Annotated in this window: 17 protein-coding genes and 1 tRNA gene; 12 read left to right on the top strand and 6 right to left on the bottom strand. The window is 62.4% G+C overall.

Annotation, left to right across the window (positions count from 1 at the left end; translation table 11 throughout):
- The first annotated feature begins 520 nt into the window (after positions 1–520).
- Positions 521–1,246, top strand: a complete 726-nt coding sequence (locus tag AC0L3O_RS30075; protein ID WP_245277582.1) for a tyrosine-type recombinase/integrase — start codon at positions 521–523, stop codon at positions 1,244–1,246.
- Between the two features lie 6 nt (positions 1,247–1,252).
- On the opposite strand, the gene AC0L3O_RS30070 is transcribed toward AC0L3O_RS30075, so the two are convergent.
- Positions 1,253–1,337: transfer RNA gene (locus tag AC0L3O_RS30070), tRNA-Leu, on the bottom strand.
- 287 nt (positions 1,338–1,624) lie between these two features.
- Here AC0L3O_RS30070 and AC0L3O_RS30065 point away from each other — a divergent pair.
- Together AC0L3O_RS30065 and AC0L3O_RS30060 are read left to right on the top strand one after the other, a co-directional pair.
- Positions 1,625–2,212 (top strand): YqaA family protein, encoded by a 588-nt coding sequence (locus tag AC0L3O_RS30065; protein ID WP_091600122.1) that lies wholly within the window; start codon positions 1,625–1,627, stop codon positions 2,210–2,212.
- 92 nt (positions 2,213–2,304) lie between these two features.
- Entirely contained in the window at positions 2,305–2,823 is a 519-nt protein-coding gene (locus AC0L3O_RS30060; RefSeq protein WP_419697156.1) for a disulfide bond formation protein B, read from the top strand.
- Between the two features lie 151 nt (positions 2,824–2,974).
- On the opposite strand, the gene AC0L3O_RS30055 is transcribed toward AC0L3O_RS30060, so the two are convergent.
- Positions 2,975–3,532 carry an HNH endonuclease gene (locus AC0L3O_RS30055; RefSeq protein WP_023797250.1) on the bottom strand — a complete coding sequence of 186 codons (558 nt, stop codon included), beginning with the start codon at positions 3,530–3,532 and terminating at the stop codon, positions 2,975–2,977.
- 229 nt (positions 3,533–3,761) lie between these two features.
- Entirely contained in the window at positions 3,762–4,403 is a 642-nt protein-coding gene (locus AC0L3O_RS30050) for a DNA-3-methyladenine glycosylase family protein (RefSeq protein ID WP_023797249.1), read from the bottom strand.
- Positions 4,404–4,494: 91 nt separating this feature from the next.
- On the opposite strand from AC0L3O_RS30050, the gene gluQRS reads away from it, so the two are divergent.
- Together gluQRS and AC0L3O_RS30040 are read left to right on the top strand one after the other, a co-directional pair.
- Positions 4,495–5,370: a tRNA glutamyl-Q(34) synthetase GluQRS gene (gene gluQRS / locus AC0L3O_RS30045; protein ID WP_473536223.1), complete on the top strand. Its 876-nt coding sequence runs from the start codon at positions 4,495–4,497 to the stop codon at positions 5,368–5,370.
- 400 nt (positions 5,371–5,770) lie between these two features.
- Positions 5,771–6,646, top strand: coding sequence for a DMT family transporter (locus AC0L3O_RS30040; RefSeq protein ID WP_473536222.1), 876 nt, complete (start codon positions 5,771–5,773; stop codon positions 6,644–6,646).
- Positions 6,647–6,696: 50 nt separating this feature from the next.
- Here the strand turns inward: AC0L3O_RS30040 and AC0L3O_RS30035 are convergent, their stop codons facing one another.
- Positions 6,697–7,548 carry a YihY/virulence factor BrkB family protein gene (locus AC0L3O_RS30035; RefSeq protein WP_473617422.1) on the bottom strand — a complete coding sequence of 284 codons (852 nt, stop codon included), beginning with the start codon at positions 7,546–7,548 and terminating at the stop codon, positions 6,697–6,699.
- 57 nt (positions 7,549–7,605) lie between these two features.
- Between AC0L3O_RS30035 and AC0L3O_RS30030 the strand changes: the two genes are divergently transcribed.
- The 7 genes from AC0L3O_RS30030 (at position 7,606) to AC0L3O_RS30000 (ending at position 13,124) form a co-directional block, all read left to right on the top strand.
- On the top strand, positions 7,606–8,472 hold the full coding sequence (locus AC0L3O_RS30030; protein WP_473536221.1) for an SDR family oxidoreductase: 867 nt from the start codon (positions 7,606–7,608) through the stop codon (positions 8,470–8,472).
- A 23-nt stretch (positions 8,473–8,495) separates the two neighbouring features.
- Positions 8,496–8,687 carry a twin transmembrane helix small protein gene (locus tag AC0L3O_RS30025; protein WP_023797244.1) on the top strand — a complete coding sequence of 64 codons (192 nt, stop codon included), beginning with the start codon at positions 8,496–8,498 and terminating at the stop codon, positions 8,685–8,687.
- Between the two features lie 28 nt (positions 8,688–8,715).
- The gene (locus tag AC0L3O_RS30020) at positions 8,716–9,297 is read left to right on the top strand and encodes a cob(I)yrinic acid a,c-diamide adenosyltransferase (protein WP_091600130.1); all 582 of its coding nucleotides are present in this window, start codon (positions 8,716–8,718) and stop codon (positions 9,295–9,297) included.
- Positions 9,298–9,321: 24 nt separating this feature from the next.
- Positions 9,322–10,116, top strand: a complete 795-nt coding sequence (locus AC0L3O_RS30015; RefSeq protein ID WP_287238175.1) for a rhomboid family intramembrane serine protease — start codon at positions 9,322–9,324, stop codon at positions 10,114–10,116.
- 313 nt (positions 10,117–10,429) lie between these two features.
- Positions 10,430–11,179, top strand: a complete 750-nt coding sequence (locus AC0L3O_RS30010; RefSeq protein ID WP_023797241.1) for an electron transfer flavoprotein subunit beta/FixA family protein — start codon at positions 10,430–10,432, stop codon at positions 11,177–11,179.
- 20 nt (positions 11,180–11,199) lie between these two features.
- Positions 11,200–12,129: an electron transfer flavoprotein subunit alpha/FixB family protein gene (locus AC0L3O_RS30005; RefSeq protein WP_027153367.1), complete on the top strand. Its 930-nt coding sequence runs from the start codon at positions 11,200–11,202 to the stop codon at positions 12,127–12,129.
- Between the two features lie 116 nt (positions 12,130–12,245).
- Positions 12,246–13,124: a 3-hydroxybutyryl-CoA dehydrogenase gene (locus AC0L3O_RS30000; protein ID WP_023797239.1), complete on the top strand. Its 879-nt coding sequence runs from the start codon at positions 12,246–12,248 to the stop codon at positions 13,122–13,124.
- A gap of 92 nt (positions 13,125–13,216) precedes the next feature.
- Here the strand turns inward: AC0L3O_RS30000 and AC0L3O_RS29995 are convergent, their stop codons facing one another.
- Entirely contained in the window at positions 13,217–13,855 is a 639-nt protein-coding gene (locus AC0L3O_RS29995; protein WP_473536220.1) for an NrsF family protein, read from the bottom strand.
- 1 nt (position 13,856) lies between these two features.
- Entirely contained in the window at positions 13,857–14,408 is a 552-nt protein-coding gene (locus tag AC0L3O_RS29990; protein WP_287290939.1) for a sigma-70 family RNA polymerase sigma factor, read from the bottom strand.
- Positions 14,409–14,497 lie beyond the last annotated feature (89 nt).

Here is a 14,497-nt window from a genome sequence, read left to right as displayed (position 1 = left end):
CGCAAACACCGCCCGGTTCCGCCAATCCCTCCAAACGGGCCGCGACGTTGACACCGTCTCCGTGGATGTCGTCGCCACCGATCACCACGTCGCCCAGAAAGCTACCAAAGGGCGTTTCCCCTGATCGTGACCGACACGGAAACGTGCGCCTGTACTTTCGCGCCCTCGGCCGGTCCAAAGTCCGACTACGGGAGAAGCCGGGGACAAAGGAGTTTGAGGCCGAGGTGGCTTGTGCTGGCTAAACGTTCCCTACGCGCCTCTGAAACTCAGCGGCACCGCGGACCGAAATGAACCGGTGTCCCAGAGGGACTTTCGCTGGCTATGCCAGGAGTACAAGCGACGTGTAAGGCTCTCACCCAAAATCCTTGCTCGACGGTCATCGGTTCTCGATGAAATCTGCAACAGCGAGCACAAAAGCGGCAGCAAGCGGGGGACACTCCCCTTCGACCTCCTGGAGCGGAAGCACGTCCTCGAAATTCGAGATGATCTCCGTTCGACGCCAGGTGCTCAGAATGAGGTCGTGAAGGTCATCTCGGCCATGTACGGTTGGGCGATTGAGAACGAGATCGTCCGGAGCAATCCAGCTCTCGGGATCAAGCGCCTGAAATCTGGCGATGGATTTCACACATGGTCCGTCGCAGAGGTGCGTCAGTTCGAGGCACGCCATCCACCTGGCAGCAAGGCACGTCTGGCACTGCATCTGGGACTGTTTACGGGACTGCGTCGCCAGGATCTTGCCATCCTTGGGCGCCAGCACGTCAGGAATGGATGGCTACACATCCGTCCCCAGAAGACCAGCAAATCGTCGGGTGTCGAGGTGGAGCTTCCCATTCTTCCTCAGTTGAGGGCGACAATCGACGCCAGTGCCTGCGGTGACCTGACCTTCTTGACGTCGGAATGGGGAAAACCATTCACCGTTAATTCACTTGGTAACAAAATGCGGGACTGGTGCGATCAAGCGGAGTTGCCCCACTGCACCCTTCACGGCCTTCGAAAAGCAGGAGCCACTATAGCAGCCGAGAACGGTGCTACTGACGAGCAGCTCATGGCGATCTTCGGTTGGACCACCAAGCAGCAAACGACGCACTACACGAGGAAGGCGCAACGCCGCCGGATGGCTGGACAGGCCGCCCATCTCTTGGTTATTCCGGAACAAAATCTGGACGAAATTGTCCCACCGAAAAAGTCGATGACAAAGAGTGGGACAAAAATCAGAAAAAGGTCCGGCAAATCAACACCGGTATAAAGGTGGTGGTGCCCCTAGCCGGGATCGAACCAGCACTCCTTGCGGAACTCGATTTTGAGTCGAGCGCGTCTACCAATTCCGCCATAGGGGCTCAGGCCGGGCGGCCTGGATGGGCGCGGACTATACGGTTGGAGGCCTGTTCGTCAACTGGCCAATTCGGGGTGGTCAATTCCGGGCATGTGGCTTTCGCTCGGCCGCGGCCTTTCGATTTCGTGAAGCTACGGCCATTGTGCGGCGCGAAAAATCTTTCTAGACAGGCAGCGCATTGAAGCGCGTCGCGTCTGGAGAGATTCATCTGGCGCGCTTTTGGTCTTGGTTTTTATGCATTGTTGTCCCAAAGGCGCTGCGCATTTTGGGCGACGTGCATCAGGAGTGCCGATGCTTCGCGGACTTTACGACTGGACCTTGTCGCTGGCGGCGAAGAAATCCGCCGAATGGTGGCTGGCCTTCATCGCTTTCGTCGAAAGCTCGGTGTTTCTGGTGCCGGCCGATGTGCTCTATCTGCCTATGGCGCTGTCGCGGCCGGATCGCGCCTATCGCTACGCGCTGGTCGCCACGCTGGCGTCCGTTCTGGGTGGCATAGCCGGCTGGTACATCGGCCACTACGCCTATGACTCGGTGGCGCGGCCGATCCTTGAATTCTACGGCAAGTATGACGACTTCGAGACACTGCGCGTCTCGGCGGGCACCGGATTCATCGTCCTGATGCTGATCACCTCCGGCCTCGCCCATCTGCCGCCGATCAAGGTGGTGACGATCCTGTCCGGCGTCATCGGCACGCCTTTGCTGCTGTTCATCGTGCTGGCGATCGTGGCGCGCGGCGCCCGCTTCCTGTTCCTCGCCTGGCTGCTGCGCCGCTATGGCGAACCGATCCGCGAGTTCATCGAAAAACGCCTCGGCATGATCGCCGGCGCTGGCGCCGCTGCCCTGATTTCGCTCTATATCGTCGTCAAATACGCGTTTTAGAGCATGATCCCGAACCGAAGGTCAGCGTAGCAAAAAGTGGGCGCCGGCTTTCGGAAAAGATCATGCTCAACAACAAGGCGAACGGCAGATCGATGACAGCGACCGTGAATGCCGACCCTGGACGCCAGCGCATGCGGACGGCGTTGTTCCTCGCCGCCGCCATGGCCGCCACCGTCGGCTCAGCGCTGGCCTTCCAGCATCTCGGCGGCTACATCCCCTGCAAGCTCTGCCTGGAGCAACGCACCCCCTATTACATCGGCGTGCCGCTGATGCTGCTGGCGGCGGCTGCGTCGACATTGCGCGCCCCCGCGTGGCTGACACGCGGCCTGCTGGCCGTCGGCGGCCTGCTGATGGTCTACGGCGTCTATCTCGGCGTCTATCACTCCGGTGTCGAATGGGCGTGGTGGCCGGGGCCGACCGACTGTGCAGCGGCTGCCGGTCCTGTCGATACCGGCGGCAAGGGCGTGCTCGATGCGCTCGACAGATTCGTCCCGCCCTCCTGCGACAAGGCGGCCGTGCGCATCCTTGGCCTGTCGCTGGCCGGCTGGAACGCCATCGCCAGTTTTGTCCTGGCCGTCATCGCCTTCCGCGGCGCCTTTGCCCGCGACTGAGTTGCACAGCGCAGAGTTCGTCCAGAAATTCGTCAGGCCGGAGCGCATGACGTGGGTTTCGAGAACCGAAGCGGAGCGTACTTACAGTACGTGAGCACCGGAAGCGCAGAAGCTTCGTCAGGCGACCGGCATGGCGGATTTCTGCCGAACTCTATGGCTCCAGTTCGACATCCCAATAGAGATAATCCATCCAGCTTTCATGCAGATGGTTGGGCGGGAACAAGCGGCCATTGTTGTGCAGGTCGTGCACCGTCGGTTGAAAAGGTTTCTGCAGCGGCCACATCTTGGCGTGCGCCGGCATCATGCCGCCCTTCCTCAGATTGCAGGGCGAGCAGGCGGCGACGACATTCTCCCACGTCGTTGCGCCGCCGCGATGGCGGGGAACGACATGGTCGAAGGTCAGATCCTCCGGCGTGCCGCAATACTGGCACTGGAAACGGTCGCGCAGGAAGACGTTGAAGCGGGTGAAGGCCGGATGCCGCGATGGCTTCACATAAGCTTTCAGGCTGACGACGCTCGGCAGCTTCATCGAGAAGGTCGGCGACGACACCGCGTGCTCGTATTCGGCGACGATGTTGACCCGCTCGAGGAACACCGCCTTGATGGCGTCCTGCCACGACCAGAGCGACAGGGGGTAATAGCTGAGCGGACGGTAATCCGCGTTCAGCACCAGTGCTGGAAGCCCATCCGGAGATACGGCAACCGTCACGTCATTGACCTCCTTGGTTCAGCGTATGACCCCGAAATCGGTTCGATTTTCGGAAGGGATCATGCGCAGCTTCAAAAAGTCCTACAGCGTCCTTTGCGCATCCAACTGGATGCGCGGCGCTGTAGCCTGTCGGCGCGGATACTGTAAGCCCGACATGACAGGGATGTGAAGCGGCTTGTCGATCAATCGCAGCGCTAAAAATGCATGATTTTCATGCTTTTTTACGGATTCAGCCAGGCGGCGCGGCGTCCCTGCCCCGGGTTTCACGATAATACGCCCAAAAAAGCCGTGATGCGACACCGCGCCACGGGCTCCATGATTCGGCGAGCTTGATCAGCGTTTTCTCGGGCGGGCGCGGGTCGATGCCGAGCGCGTGGCCGACCGCGCTCTGCAGGGCAACGTCGCGTGCCGGGAAGACGTCGGGGTGGCCGGCGGCGAACAAAAGATAGACTTCCGCCGTCCACGGACCGATGCCTGACACCTTGGTCATCGCCGCGATCGCCTCCGCGGCGTCGAGCAAACAGAGATGATCGAGGTCGAGCCCATCGACCACCGCCTGGGCGACGGCGATCAGCCCGCGCTGTTTCGGCCGCGACAGTCCGGCTTCGCGAAAGATGGCTTCGTCAGCGGCAAGGATGGCTTGCGGCGTCAGCGGATCGACGAGTTTTGTCAGCCGCCCGAAGATCGCGTCGGCGCTCGCGCGGGATACCTGCTGCGAGACGATGATCGAGGCAAGGCTTCTGAACCCCGGCTCGGACAGCCGAAGCGGCACCTCGCCGGCCATGCCGCGCACCTTTTCCAGGCGCGGGTCGAGCAGGCAGAGCGCGTCGAGCCCTTGCGAGACGTCGTCGAGCGTGGCGATGCGTTGCATGTCTGCTTGTTCCCGGCGCAAAGTGGCAGATGTAATCAGGCGCAAAGTAGCAACTGGCGAAAGCGCCGCACAACCCGATTGCCGCCGAACGATGACACTCCTGACATTCCGCTTCGCGCCGAGCCCGAATGGCGAACTGCATCTCGGCCATGCCTATTCGGCGCTGCTCAATCAAAAGTTGGCCAGCACAACCGGCGGGCGGCTGTTGCTGCGCATCGAGGACATCGATACGATGCGCTGCACACCGGAATTCGAGGCCGGTATTTTTCGCGACCTGGAATGGCTCGGGCTTGGCTGGGAACAACCGGTGCGCCGTCAGTCCGAGCATTTTTCGGACTATCAGGCGGTGCTCGATCGGCTGATCAGCGAGGAACTCGTCTACCCGGCCTTCATGAGCCGTGGCGAAATCCGCGCCTTCATTGCCGACCGCGAAAGGCGCGGCCGCGACTGGCAGCGCGACCCGGACGGGGTGCCGCTCTATCCCGCCGTCGACAAGGCGTTGACTATGAGGGAACGCCAGCGACGGATGGCCGAGAATGCGCCTTTCGCCTGGCGGCTCGACGTCGATGCTGCGATGGCGCGCGTCGGCACGGGTCTGTCATGGCTGGAATTTTCCGATGAAAGCCTTTCCACGACACGCACGATAGAAGCCCGCCCGCAGGACTGGGGCGACGTGATCGTGGCGCGCCGTGAAATCCCGACAAGCTATCATCTCGCCGTCGTCGTCGACGACGCGCTGCAGGGCATCAGCCACGTCGTGCGCGGCCAGGACCTCTATTCCGCCACCGGCGTGCAGCGCCTGCTCCAGGAGATCCTCGGCCTGCCGCAACCAAGCTACTTCCACCATCGTCTGGTCCTGGGCCCGGACGGACGAAAGCTGTCGAAGAGTTTTGCCGATACCGGCCTTGCCGCCTTGCGCGAGGCCGGCGCATCACCGGAAGACGTCCGGCGGTTGGTTGGGATTTAAATCAATTCCGTTACCTCAGAGCGTCACGACGGTGCAGAACCTTTGATGGCGGAGCGAGGCGCCCCCCTCTGTCCTGCCGGACATCTCCCCCACAAGGGGGGAGATCGCCGTCACCACCGCCTTGCCGAACCGCCACCGTCGCGGGAGCGAGCGGTACGCCAAAGCTGCCAATCTCCCCCCAAGTGGGGGAGATGTCCGGCAGGACAGAGGGGGCGCGAAGGATCACGACAGATGAGCATTTATCCGAGTGGAACTGGATCATGTTTTGATCCTCCCTGACCCAGAGCGCATCCTTCATTCGAGCCTATGGATCAACCGTTTGGTTTTGCTAGCCGGGTTGAACCGCATTACAGCAGTCCCGTACAAAACCCCTCACCGAGCACGCGGCAGCCTTTCAAAAATGCGCAGCATCAAGCGGTTCATCCCCGCCTCCTTTGTCGTCCTGTGGGCGACCGGCTTCATCGGCGCGCGTTATGCCATGCCGTGGGCCGAGCCTTTCACCTTCCTGGCCGCTCGTTTCGTGCTGGCCGCCGTGCTGTTGGCCGCCTTGATGGCAGCACTCGGCTCCAGGCGAGCGACGCGCAAGGAGGCGTTTCACGCGACAGGCGCCGGCATCCTGATGCATGGCGTCTATCTCGGCGGCGTGTTCTGGGCCATCCACAGGGGCATGCCGGCCGGGTTATCGGCCTTGATCGTCGGGCTGCAGCCGCTGATCACCGCAGTGATGGCCGGCCGGTTTCTCGGTGAGGCGATCCTGCCGCGCCATTGGGCCGGTCTCACTGTCGGACTTGCCGGCGTGGTCATCGTGCTTTGGCCGAAGCTCGGCACGCTTGGCGGCGGCGTGACGGCCGAGACGCTGGCCGCCTCGCTTGTCTCGGTGCTTGGCATGAGCGCCGGCACGATCTGGCAGAAGCGCTTCGCCTCCGGCGGCGATCTCGTGGCGGCCACCACTTGGCAATATGTCGGCGGTGCATCGGTGATGGCTTTGGCCTCGCTCGCTTTCGAGACGCGAATCGTCATCGTCAATGGCGAGTTGATCTTCGCCATGGCATGGCTGGTGTTGGTGCTGTCGATCGGCGCCATCTTCCTGTTGATGGTAATGATCCGCGACGGCGAGATGTCGAAAGTCGCTTCGCTGTTCTATCTGGTCCCGGCCGTCACCGCGGTCATCGCCTGGCTGTTGTTCGGCGAACAGTTGAACCTGGTCCAGATCGTTGGCATGGCGATCGCGACGTTCGGCGTCGGGCTGGCAACCGCTCAGCCAACCAAAGCCTGATCCCAAAAAGTGGGAACCGGTTTCGGAAAAGATCATGCTCAAAACAAGAATCAGCCAACTCGCGCGCGTGCCTCCAGATAGCGGCTGATCGCGGCATTGAGTTCACCGCCGAGAATGAAGATCGCCGAGACCATATAGAGGAAGACGACCGCGACCATGATCGAGGCAAGGCCGGCATAGGTCGTCACATAGGACGAGAAACGGTCGAGATAGGCGGCGAAGATGGTCGACCCGATAAGCCAGGCAATCAGCGTGAAGATGATGCCCGGTATGATCGAGACGAAGCGGCGCTTGCCCGCAGGCAGCCAGTAATGCACCGCGAACAGCCCGCCGACGATGACGACCGAGGCGATGATATAACGCCACAGCGTGATCGTTCCCATATAGGGTTTTACCCATTCGAAATTGGCCTCGGCCAGCCGCGCCAGCAACGGCGCAAACACTAGAAGCACGCTGATCGCCAGAAAACCTGCCGTGGCGATCAGCACGAAGGCGATGCTCTGTACCCGGCGGTATATGATGCCGCGCGTTTCGGAAACGCGGTAGGCGCGGTTGAGCGAGGTGCGCAGCGCCTCGATGCCGTTCGAGGCGAAGAAGGCGGCAAGCAGCACGCCATAGGTCAACAGGTCGGTGCGCTGCACGGTGAGCACGTTGAGCACCTCGCGCGCGATCGGCTCGGCGATCTGCTCGGGCCAGGTGTCGAAGACAATATGCACGGCGGTGTCGGCGAAAGCCTGTGCGCCGAGGAAGCTGGCCAGCGTCGTGGCGAAAATCAGAAAAGGGAATAGCGCCATCAGCGCCGTGATCGCCAGATGACTGGCCATTGCCCAGCCATCGTCTGCATCGAAATGGCCGAACGCGTCATAGAGCACGCGCTTGAAGGCTACGATCTTCCGCAACAAGAACCGCGTTCCCTTCGATTGTCTCGACGCCGCGAATATGGGAAGGGATTGCGGCAAATGGCAAGCCTAGGTCAAAACACGCTTCCTCCTGGAGAAGAGTTGCGCACCATCATCATCACCGGAGCTTCTTCCGGGATAGGCGCCTATTGCACCCGGGCGCTGAAGGCGGAAGGCTGGCGGGTGTTCGCGACGGCACGCAAGCCGGAGGACATCGCCGCCCTCGAGGCCGACCGCATCGAGGCTTTCTATCTGGATTATTGCGAACCGGGATCCATCGAGACGCTGGTGGCGTCGGTGCTGGAGCGGACCGGCGGACGCCTCGATGCCCTTTTCAACAACGGCGCCTACGCCCAGCCCGGCGCCGTCGAGGACCTGCCGGTCGCGGCGCTCAGGGAGCAATTCGAGGCGAATGTCTTCGGCTGGCATGACCTCACCCGCCGTGTCGTGCCGGTGATGCGGCGCCAGGGCCATGGCCGTCTTGTCCACTGCTCCTCGATCCTCGGCCTGGCGCCGCTGCCCTTTCGCGGCGCCTATTCGGCGTCGAAGCACGCGATCGAAGGGCTGATGCTGTGCATGCATCAGGAACTCCAGGGCAGCGGCATCCATGTCTCGCTGATTGAGCCGGGGCCAGTGACATCGAAGATCGCCAGCAACGGCCTGGTGTGGTTTCTCAGGAATATCGACCGTGAGAATTCCGTGCACCGCCTCGCTTACGAGGCGCAGCTGCAACGGCTGCAGGCCGGCGGCAGCACGTCACGGCTGAAGCCCGGGCCGGCGGTGGTTCATGCGGCCTTGCGCCATGCGCTTCTGTCGCGGCGCCCGCGTCCGCATTATGTGGTAACGGTGCCGGCCAGGATCGGCGTTGTCCTCAAACGCATCCTGCCGGCATCAATGCTCTACCGCCTGCTTGCCAAACGCGCCTGAACGCAATCGACTGGAAACACTCTATGGCAACCGTCTTCAACATCCTCGCTGTTCTCGTCATGGTCGCCGTGGTGATCGTGCTGATCCGCGGCCTCATCAATATGATGCGCGGCGGCTCCGGCATGACCTCCAACAAGCTGATGCAGACGCGCGTGCTGCTGCAGTTCGTGGCATTGGTGCTGATCATGCTGGCGGTGTATTTCACCCGCAAGTGACGAGGGTGGCGATTTCGGGAGGCAGAGCGTGGTCAAGCTCAACAAGATCTACACCCGCACCGGCGACGACGGCACCACCGGCCTCGGCACCGGTGAACGGCGGCTGAAATCCGATCTGCGCATCGACGCCTATGGCACGATCGACGAAGCCAATGCCTGCATCGGCATGGCCCGCATCCACACCGCAGCAACATATCCGGCGATCGACGCTATGCTCGGCCGCATCCAGAACGACCTTTTCGACCTCGGCGCCGATCTGGCGGTGCCGGATGACGGCAAGCCGCTCGGCTATGAGCCGCTGCGCATCACCGCTGTGCAGACCGACCGTGTCGAAAAGGACATCGACCTGCTCAACAAGGATTTGCAACCGCTCAAATCCTTCGTGCTCAACGGCGGCACCCCGGCGGCGGCGGCCCTTCACCTTGCCCGCACGGTGGCGCGGCGGGCCGAGCGCATCATGGTGGCTTTGACGCAAAACCCAGGCGAGCATCTCAACCGCGAGGCGATAAGATACATCAACCGCGTATCGGACTTTCTGTTCGTCGCCGCACGCGCGGTCAATGACAATGGAAACGCCGACGTGCTATGGATTCCCGGCAAGAACCGCTGAATCTGCCGAGACGGGAGGGGTCCGATGTTCATCCCGCTTTATGACACCAACCGGCTGCGCCACATCAAGCAGCAATATGTCACGATCGGCCTGATCGCGTTCAACACGCTCATCTACTTCGCCACCGCGCTTGGCGGCGAGCAGTTCACCAACGCCGCTGTTCTAGGCCTCGGCTTTATCCCGTCGGTCGTCCACGACAGCGTCGAACTGGCTCCGCAGTTTGTGGTCATCCCGGAGAGCCTGAGCTACGTCACCTATTCCTTCCTGCATGCCGATATTTTCCATCTCGGCGGCAACATGCTGTTCCTGTGGGTGTTCGGCGACAATGTCGAGGACGCGCTCGGTCATATCCGCTTTCTCGCCTTCTATCTGCTCTGCGCCATCGCCGGCGCCTTCTTCCAGGGCCTGATCGCGTGGGACTCGCAGGTTCCGCTGATCGGCGCCTCAGGCGCCATTGCCGGCGTGGTCGCCGCCTATCTGATCCTCTATCCCAGGGTAAAGGTATGGGTGCTGGCCTTCGCCCGCATTCCGCTGCGCATCCCGGCCTTCATCCCGCTCATCCTGTGGATCCTGTTCCAGATCGTGATGTTCGCCGCCGGTGGCGAGGATCAGATTTCCTGGGCCTGCCATGTCGGCGGCATCATCGCCGGGGCCGTGCTGGTGCTCGTCTTGCGCAACCGCGGCGTACCGCTGCTTGCCGGTGCGGATGAAGAGGCAGCGGTGGTCGCCGGCCAAATGCCTGTTGCCGCAGAGCCGGCGCCAGGCGAACCGCTGCCGGCGTCGCGCTGGGGACGGGGAACCGCCTCCAGTCCCGACTGAACCGATTTGAGCGGCGCGGATGATTTGGGCGCGTCCCGGATATTGACGTGCGGGGTCGCCGCAACTACGGAAGCGTTCCCACACCGATGCATGTCGCGCAAACTGTGCAGCGGTTTTGCGATAACGGCATGCATGGAACACATAACCTGAAGCGCGTCGCGTGAGGTCGGCCACATACGACGCGCTTTAGACGGTCGGAGACCAGAATTCCGTCCGGAATGTCGGCTTTCGACAACTCTGAAGAGGCGCACACTGCTATAGCGCGCCCGACTATCTTGAAAGAGGTGGCTATCGTGAAAGAGGTGACAGGCAAATGAAGATCCTTGTGCCCGTGAAGCGGGTTGTGGATGCGAATGTCAAGGTTCGTGTGAAGGCTGACGGTTCGGCGGTGGAACTCGCCAACGTCAAGATGGCGATGAACCCGTTCGACGAGATCGCGGTCGAAGAGGCGATCCGGCTGAAGGAGGCCGGCAAGGCGGAGGAGATCATCGTTGTCTCGATCGGGCCGCAGCAGGCGCAGGAGACCTTGCGCACCGCGCTCGCCATGGGCGCCGACCGCGCCATCCTGGTCAAGACCGACGAGCAGACCGAGCCGCTGGGCGTCGCCAAGGTGCTGAAGGGCGTGGTCGAGGCGGAAAAGCCCGGTCTCGTCATTCTCGGCAAGCAGGCGATCGACGACGATTCGAACCAGACCGGCCAGATGCTGGCCGCACTTCTGGGCTGGGCGCAAGGCACTTTTGCCTCCAAGGTCGTTATCGATGGCGACAAGGCCAAGGTGACGCGCGAGGTCGATGGCGGCCTGCAGACGGTGGAGCTGAAGATGCCGGCGATTGTCACCGCGGATCTTCGCCTCAACCAGCCGCGCTATGCCTCGCTGCCCAACATCATGAAGGCCAAGAAGAAGCCGCTCGACGAGAAATCTCCCGCCGATTACGGCGCCGACGTCAAGCCGCGGCTGAAGGTGATCAAGACCGAGGAGCCAGGCGGCCGCAAGGCGGGCGTCAAGGTCAAGAGCGTCGCCGAACTGGTCGACAAGCTCAAGAACGAAGCTGGCGTGCTGTAGGGCTGGGAAGGGACAAAAAGATGACAATTCTTCTGATTGCCGAACACGACAATGCGACGCTTTCCGACCAGACCGCCAAGGCGCTTTCGGCTGCACTGCAGATCGGCTCCGACGTGCATGTGCTGGTCGCGGGCAACGGCGCCAAGCCGGCAGCGGACGCCGCCGCCAAGCTCAAGGGCGTGAGCAAGGTGCTGCTTGCCGAAGCCGACGAGCTCACCGAGCGTCTCGCCGAACCGCTGGCGGCGCTGGTCGTCGGCATGGCCGATGCCTATGACACGATCGTCGCGCCGGCGACCTCCTCGGGCAAGAATGTCGCGCCGCGCGTGGCAGCCCTGCTCGATGTCGCGCAGGTGTCGGAGATCATCGAGATTGTCTCGCCCGACACCTTCAAGCGGCCGATCTATGCCGGCAACGCCATCCAGACGGTGCAGTCGAGCGACGCCAAGAAGGTGATCACCGTGCGCACCGCCTCCTTCCAGGCTGCACCCGAGGGCGGTTCAGCCCCGGTCGAGACGGTTCAGGCAGCAGTCAATCCCGGCCTGTCGAGCTTCGTCGAGAATAAGCTTTCCGAGACCGACCGTCCGGAGCTGACTTCGGCCAGGATCATCATCTCGGGCGGCCGCGCGCTGGGCTCCTCGGAGAAGTTCCAGGAAGTCATCCTGCCGATCGCCGACAAGCTCGGCGCCGCCGTCGGCGCCTCTCGTGCCGCAGTCGATGCCGGCTATGCGCCGAACGACTGGCAGGTCGGCCAGACCGGCAAGGTGGTCGCACCCGATCTCTACATCGCCGTCGGCATCTCTGGCGCCATCCAGCATCTTGCCGGCATGAAGGATTCGAAGGTCATCGTCGCCATCAACAAGGACGAGGAGGCGCCGATCTTCCAGGTCGCCGACTACGGCCTCGTCGGCGACCTTTTCGTCATTCTGCCGGAACTGCAAAAGGCGCTTTGACGCCTTCTGCCAAAGCGTATTAAATTGTGAAGGGCGGGGTAGACGAAGTCGCCCCGCCCTTTTAGTTTGCACCGCACAAAAAGCAGGCCGCAAAGCCATTTGACGGGATCGGTGTAATGAACAAGATCGAGACGATCGGCATCATCGGGGCGGGCCAGATGGGCGGCGGCATCGCCCATGTGTCCGCGCTGGCGGGCTACAAGGTGCTGGTTTACGACATCTCGCCCGAGCGCATCGAAAAGGGCATCGCCACGATCAGCGGCAACATGGCCCGCCAGGTCGGCTCCGGCAAACTCGAAGAAAAGCTGCGCAACGAGGCGATGGCGCGCATTTCGTCAGCACCGACCATGGCCGACCTTGCCGGTGCCGATCTGGTGATCGAGGCAGCGACCGAGGACGAGACGGTCAAGCGCAAGATCTACGCCCAGCTCTGCCCGCAGCTCAATCCGGAAGCCATCCTGGCGACGAACACCTCGTCGATCTCGATCACACGTCTCGCCGCGCAGACCGACAGGCCGGAGCGTTTCATCGGCATCCATTTCATGAATCCGGTTCCGGTGATGAAGCTGGTCGAACTGGTGCGCGGCATCGCCACCGAGGACCAGACCTTCGAAGCGGCAAAGGCTTATGTGAACCATCTCGAGAAGACGATCACCGTCTCGGAGGATTTTCCAGCCTTCATCGTCAACCGCATCCTGCTGCCGATGATCAACGAGGCGATCTACACGCTCTATGAAGGGGTCGGCTCGGTCGACGCGATCGACACCGCCATGCGGCTCGGCGCCAACCATCCCATGGGACCGCTGCAGCTTGCCGATTTCATCGGCCTCGACACCTGCCTGTCGATCATGCAGGTGTTGCATGACGGCCTGTCGGATTCGAAATACCGGCCCTGCCCGCTGCTGGTGAAATATGTCGAGGCCGGCTGGCTCGGCCGCAAGACCGGACGCGGCTTCTACGACTATCGCGGGGAGCATCCGGTTCCGACGCGCTGAGGCATGCCATTGCAGGCGACAGCGACCCCATACCGATATCCAGCCTCGCGCTGCTTTGCGGAAGTCGAACCCGTTTCGGGGCCAGGCAGTCGCTACCAACGCACGAAAAGCCGCCCGCCGAGCGCTCCGAGCGCGGCGAGGATGGCAATCGCGATCGTATACCAGGTGGCAACGAAGAGCGGCGAGTCGTCGAAGCAATGTGCGGCATAGAAAGTTGCCGCCAGCCCGCCGGCGAGCAGGCCCGCCACGGCTCCGGCAAGCACCGGCCGCGTCGGCGCACCATAGCGCAGCACCGCCAGGAAGACGGCAAGCGGACCGATGCCGATCAGCGGAATGAAGCTCAGGCAGATAACCATGTTGCTGCCGACCAGCCGCCTGCCCCAGTCGGCCGCAGGCACCGAAAGGAGTTCCAGACCCACCGCTACGGCCACCAGCAGCGGTGCGGCAATCATCAAGGCCGCCGCCCTGCTCGTCGCTGCACCGGGTGTCGACAGGGCGCGGATCAAGGCGAAGGCGCTGACAGCCAGAGCCATCGTGAACACGAACTTGGCAACGAAACGCGTCGTATAGATGGCGGTGGCGATGTCGGTGCGTGGGCCGATCGCCAGCCAGAACACCACCGCCGCGATCAGTGTAGCCGCACCGGCGCCTATCCACCAGGCCGAGCCAAGCGGCATCGCCGTGCTGCGGACATCGGCGTCGAGCGCCTTGATGAGATCGTCGGTCCTCATGTCATTCCCGCCTGAACTGCTTGGCTCCGAACCGTTTGGCAATGGCTGCGAGACCGCGATGCAGCGACACGCGCACCGCCGTCTCGCTGATGCCGAACCTCACTGCCGTCTCGCCGATGGAGCGGCCTTCGACCGACACCGACGAAACCACCGAACGCTGCGCCGGCGGCAGGCCGTCCAACGCCCGGTTGATGTCACGCCCGCTGACCGTTTCGGCTTCCGGTTCGGCGAAGGTCTCGGCGATCTCGTCGATCTCGATCTCGACGCGCCGCCCGCGCCGTCGAAAGGCATCGATCAGCTTGAAGCGCGCGATGGCGTAGACCCAGGGCAGCACAGGTAAATCCTGGCGCCAGGTATGCCGCTTCACATGAATGGCCAGCAAGGTTTCCTGCACGACATCCTCGGGATCGACCCCGCCCTGAACGATCTTGCGCCTGATGAAGCCGCGAACGAGAGCAGCCGTCCGGCGCAGAAAGTCGGCGTAAGCCCTTTCATCTCCCGCGATCGCGGCCCGCATCAGCCGGGAAAGCTCGGCCTCGTCCTTGCCGGTCACAAGAGTTAACTCCCCAGTATTCGCGCCTCGGCCCGATTTGTTACGTGGCCGGCGAAATAATGTCCAAGCCAAAGTAAAGGAATATCACG

Source organism: Mesorhizobium sp. WSM4810, from assembly GCF_055811235.1.
This window is presented reverse-complemented; position numbering and strand designations above follow the sequence as displayed.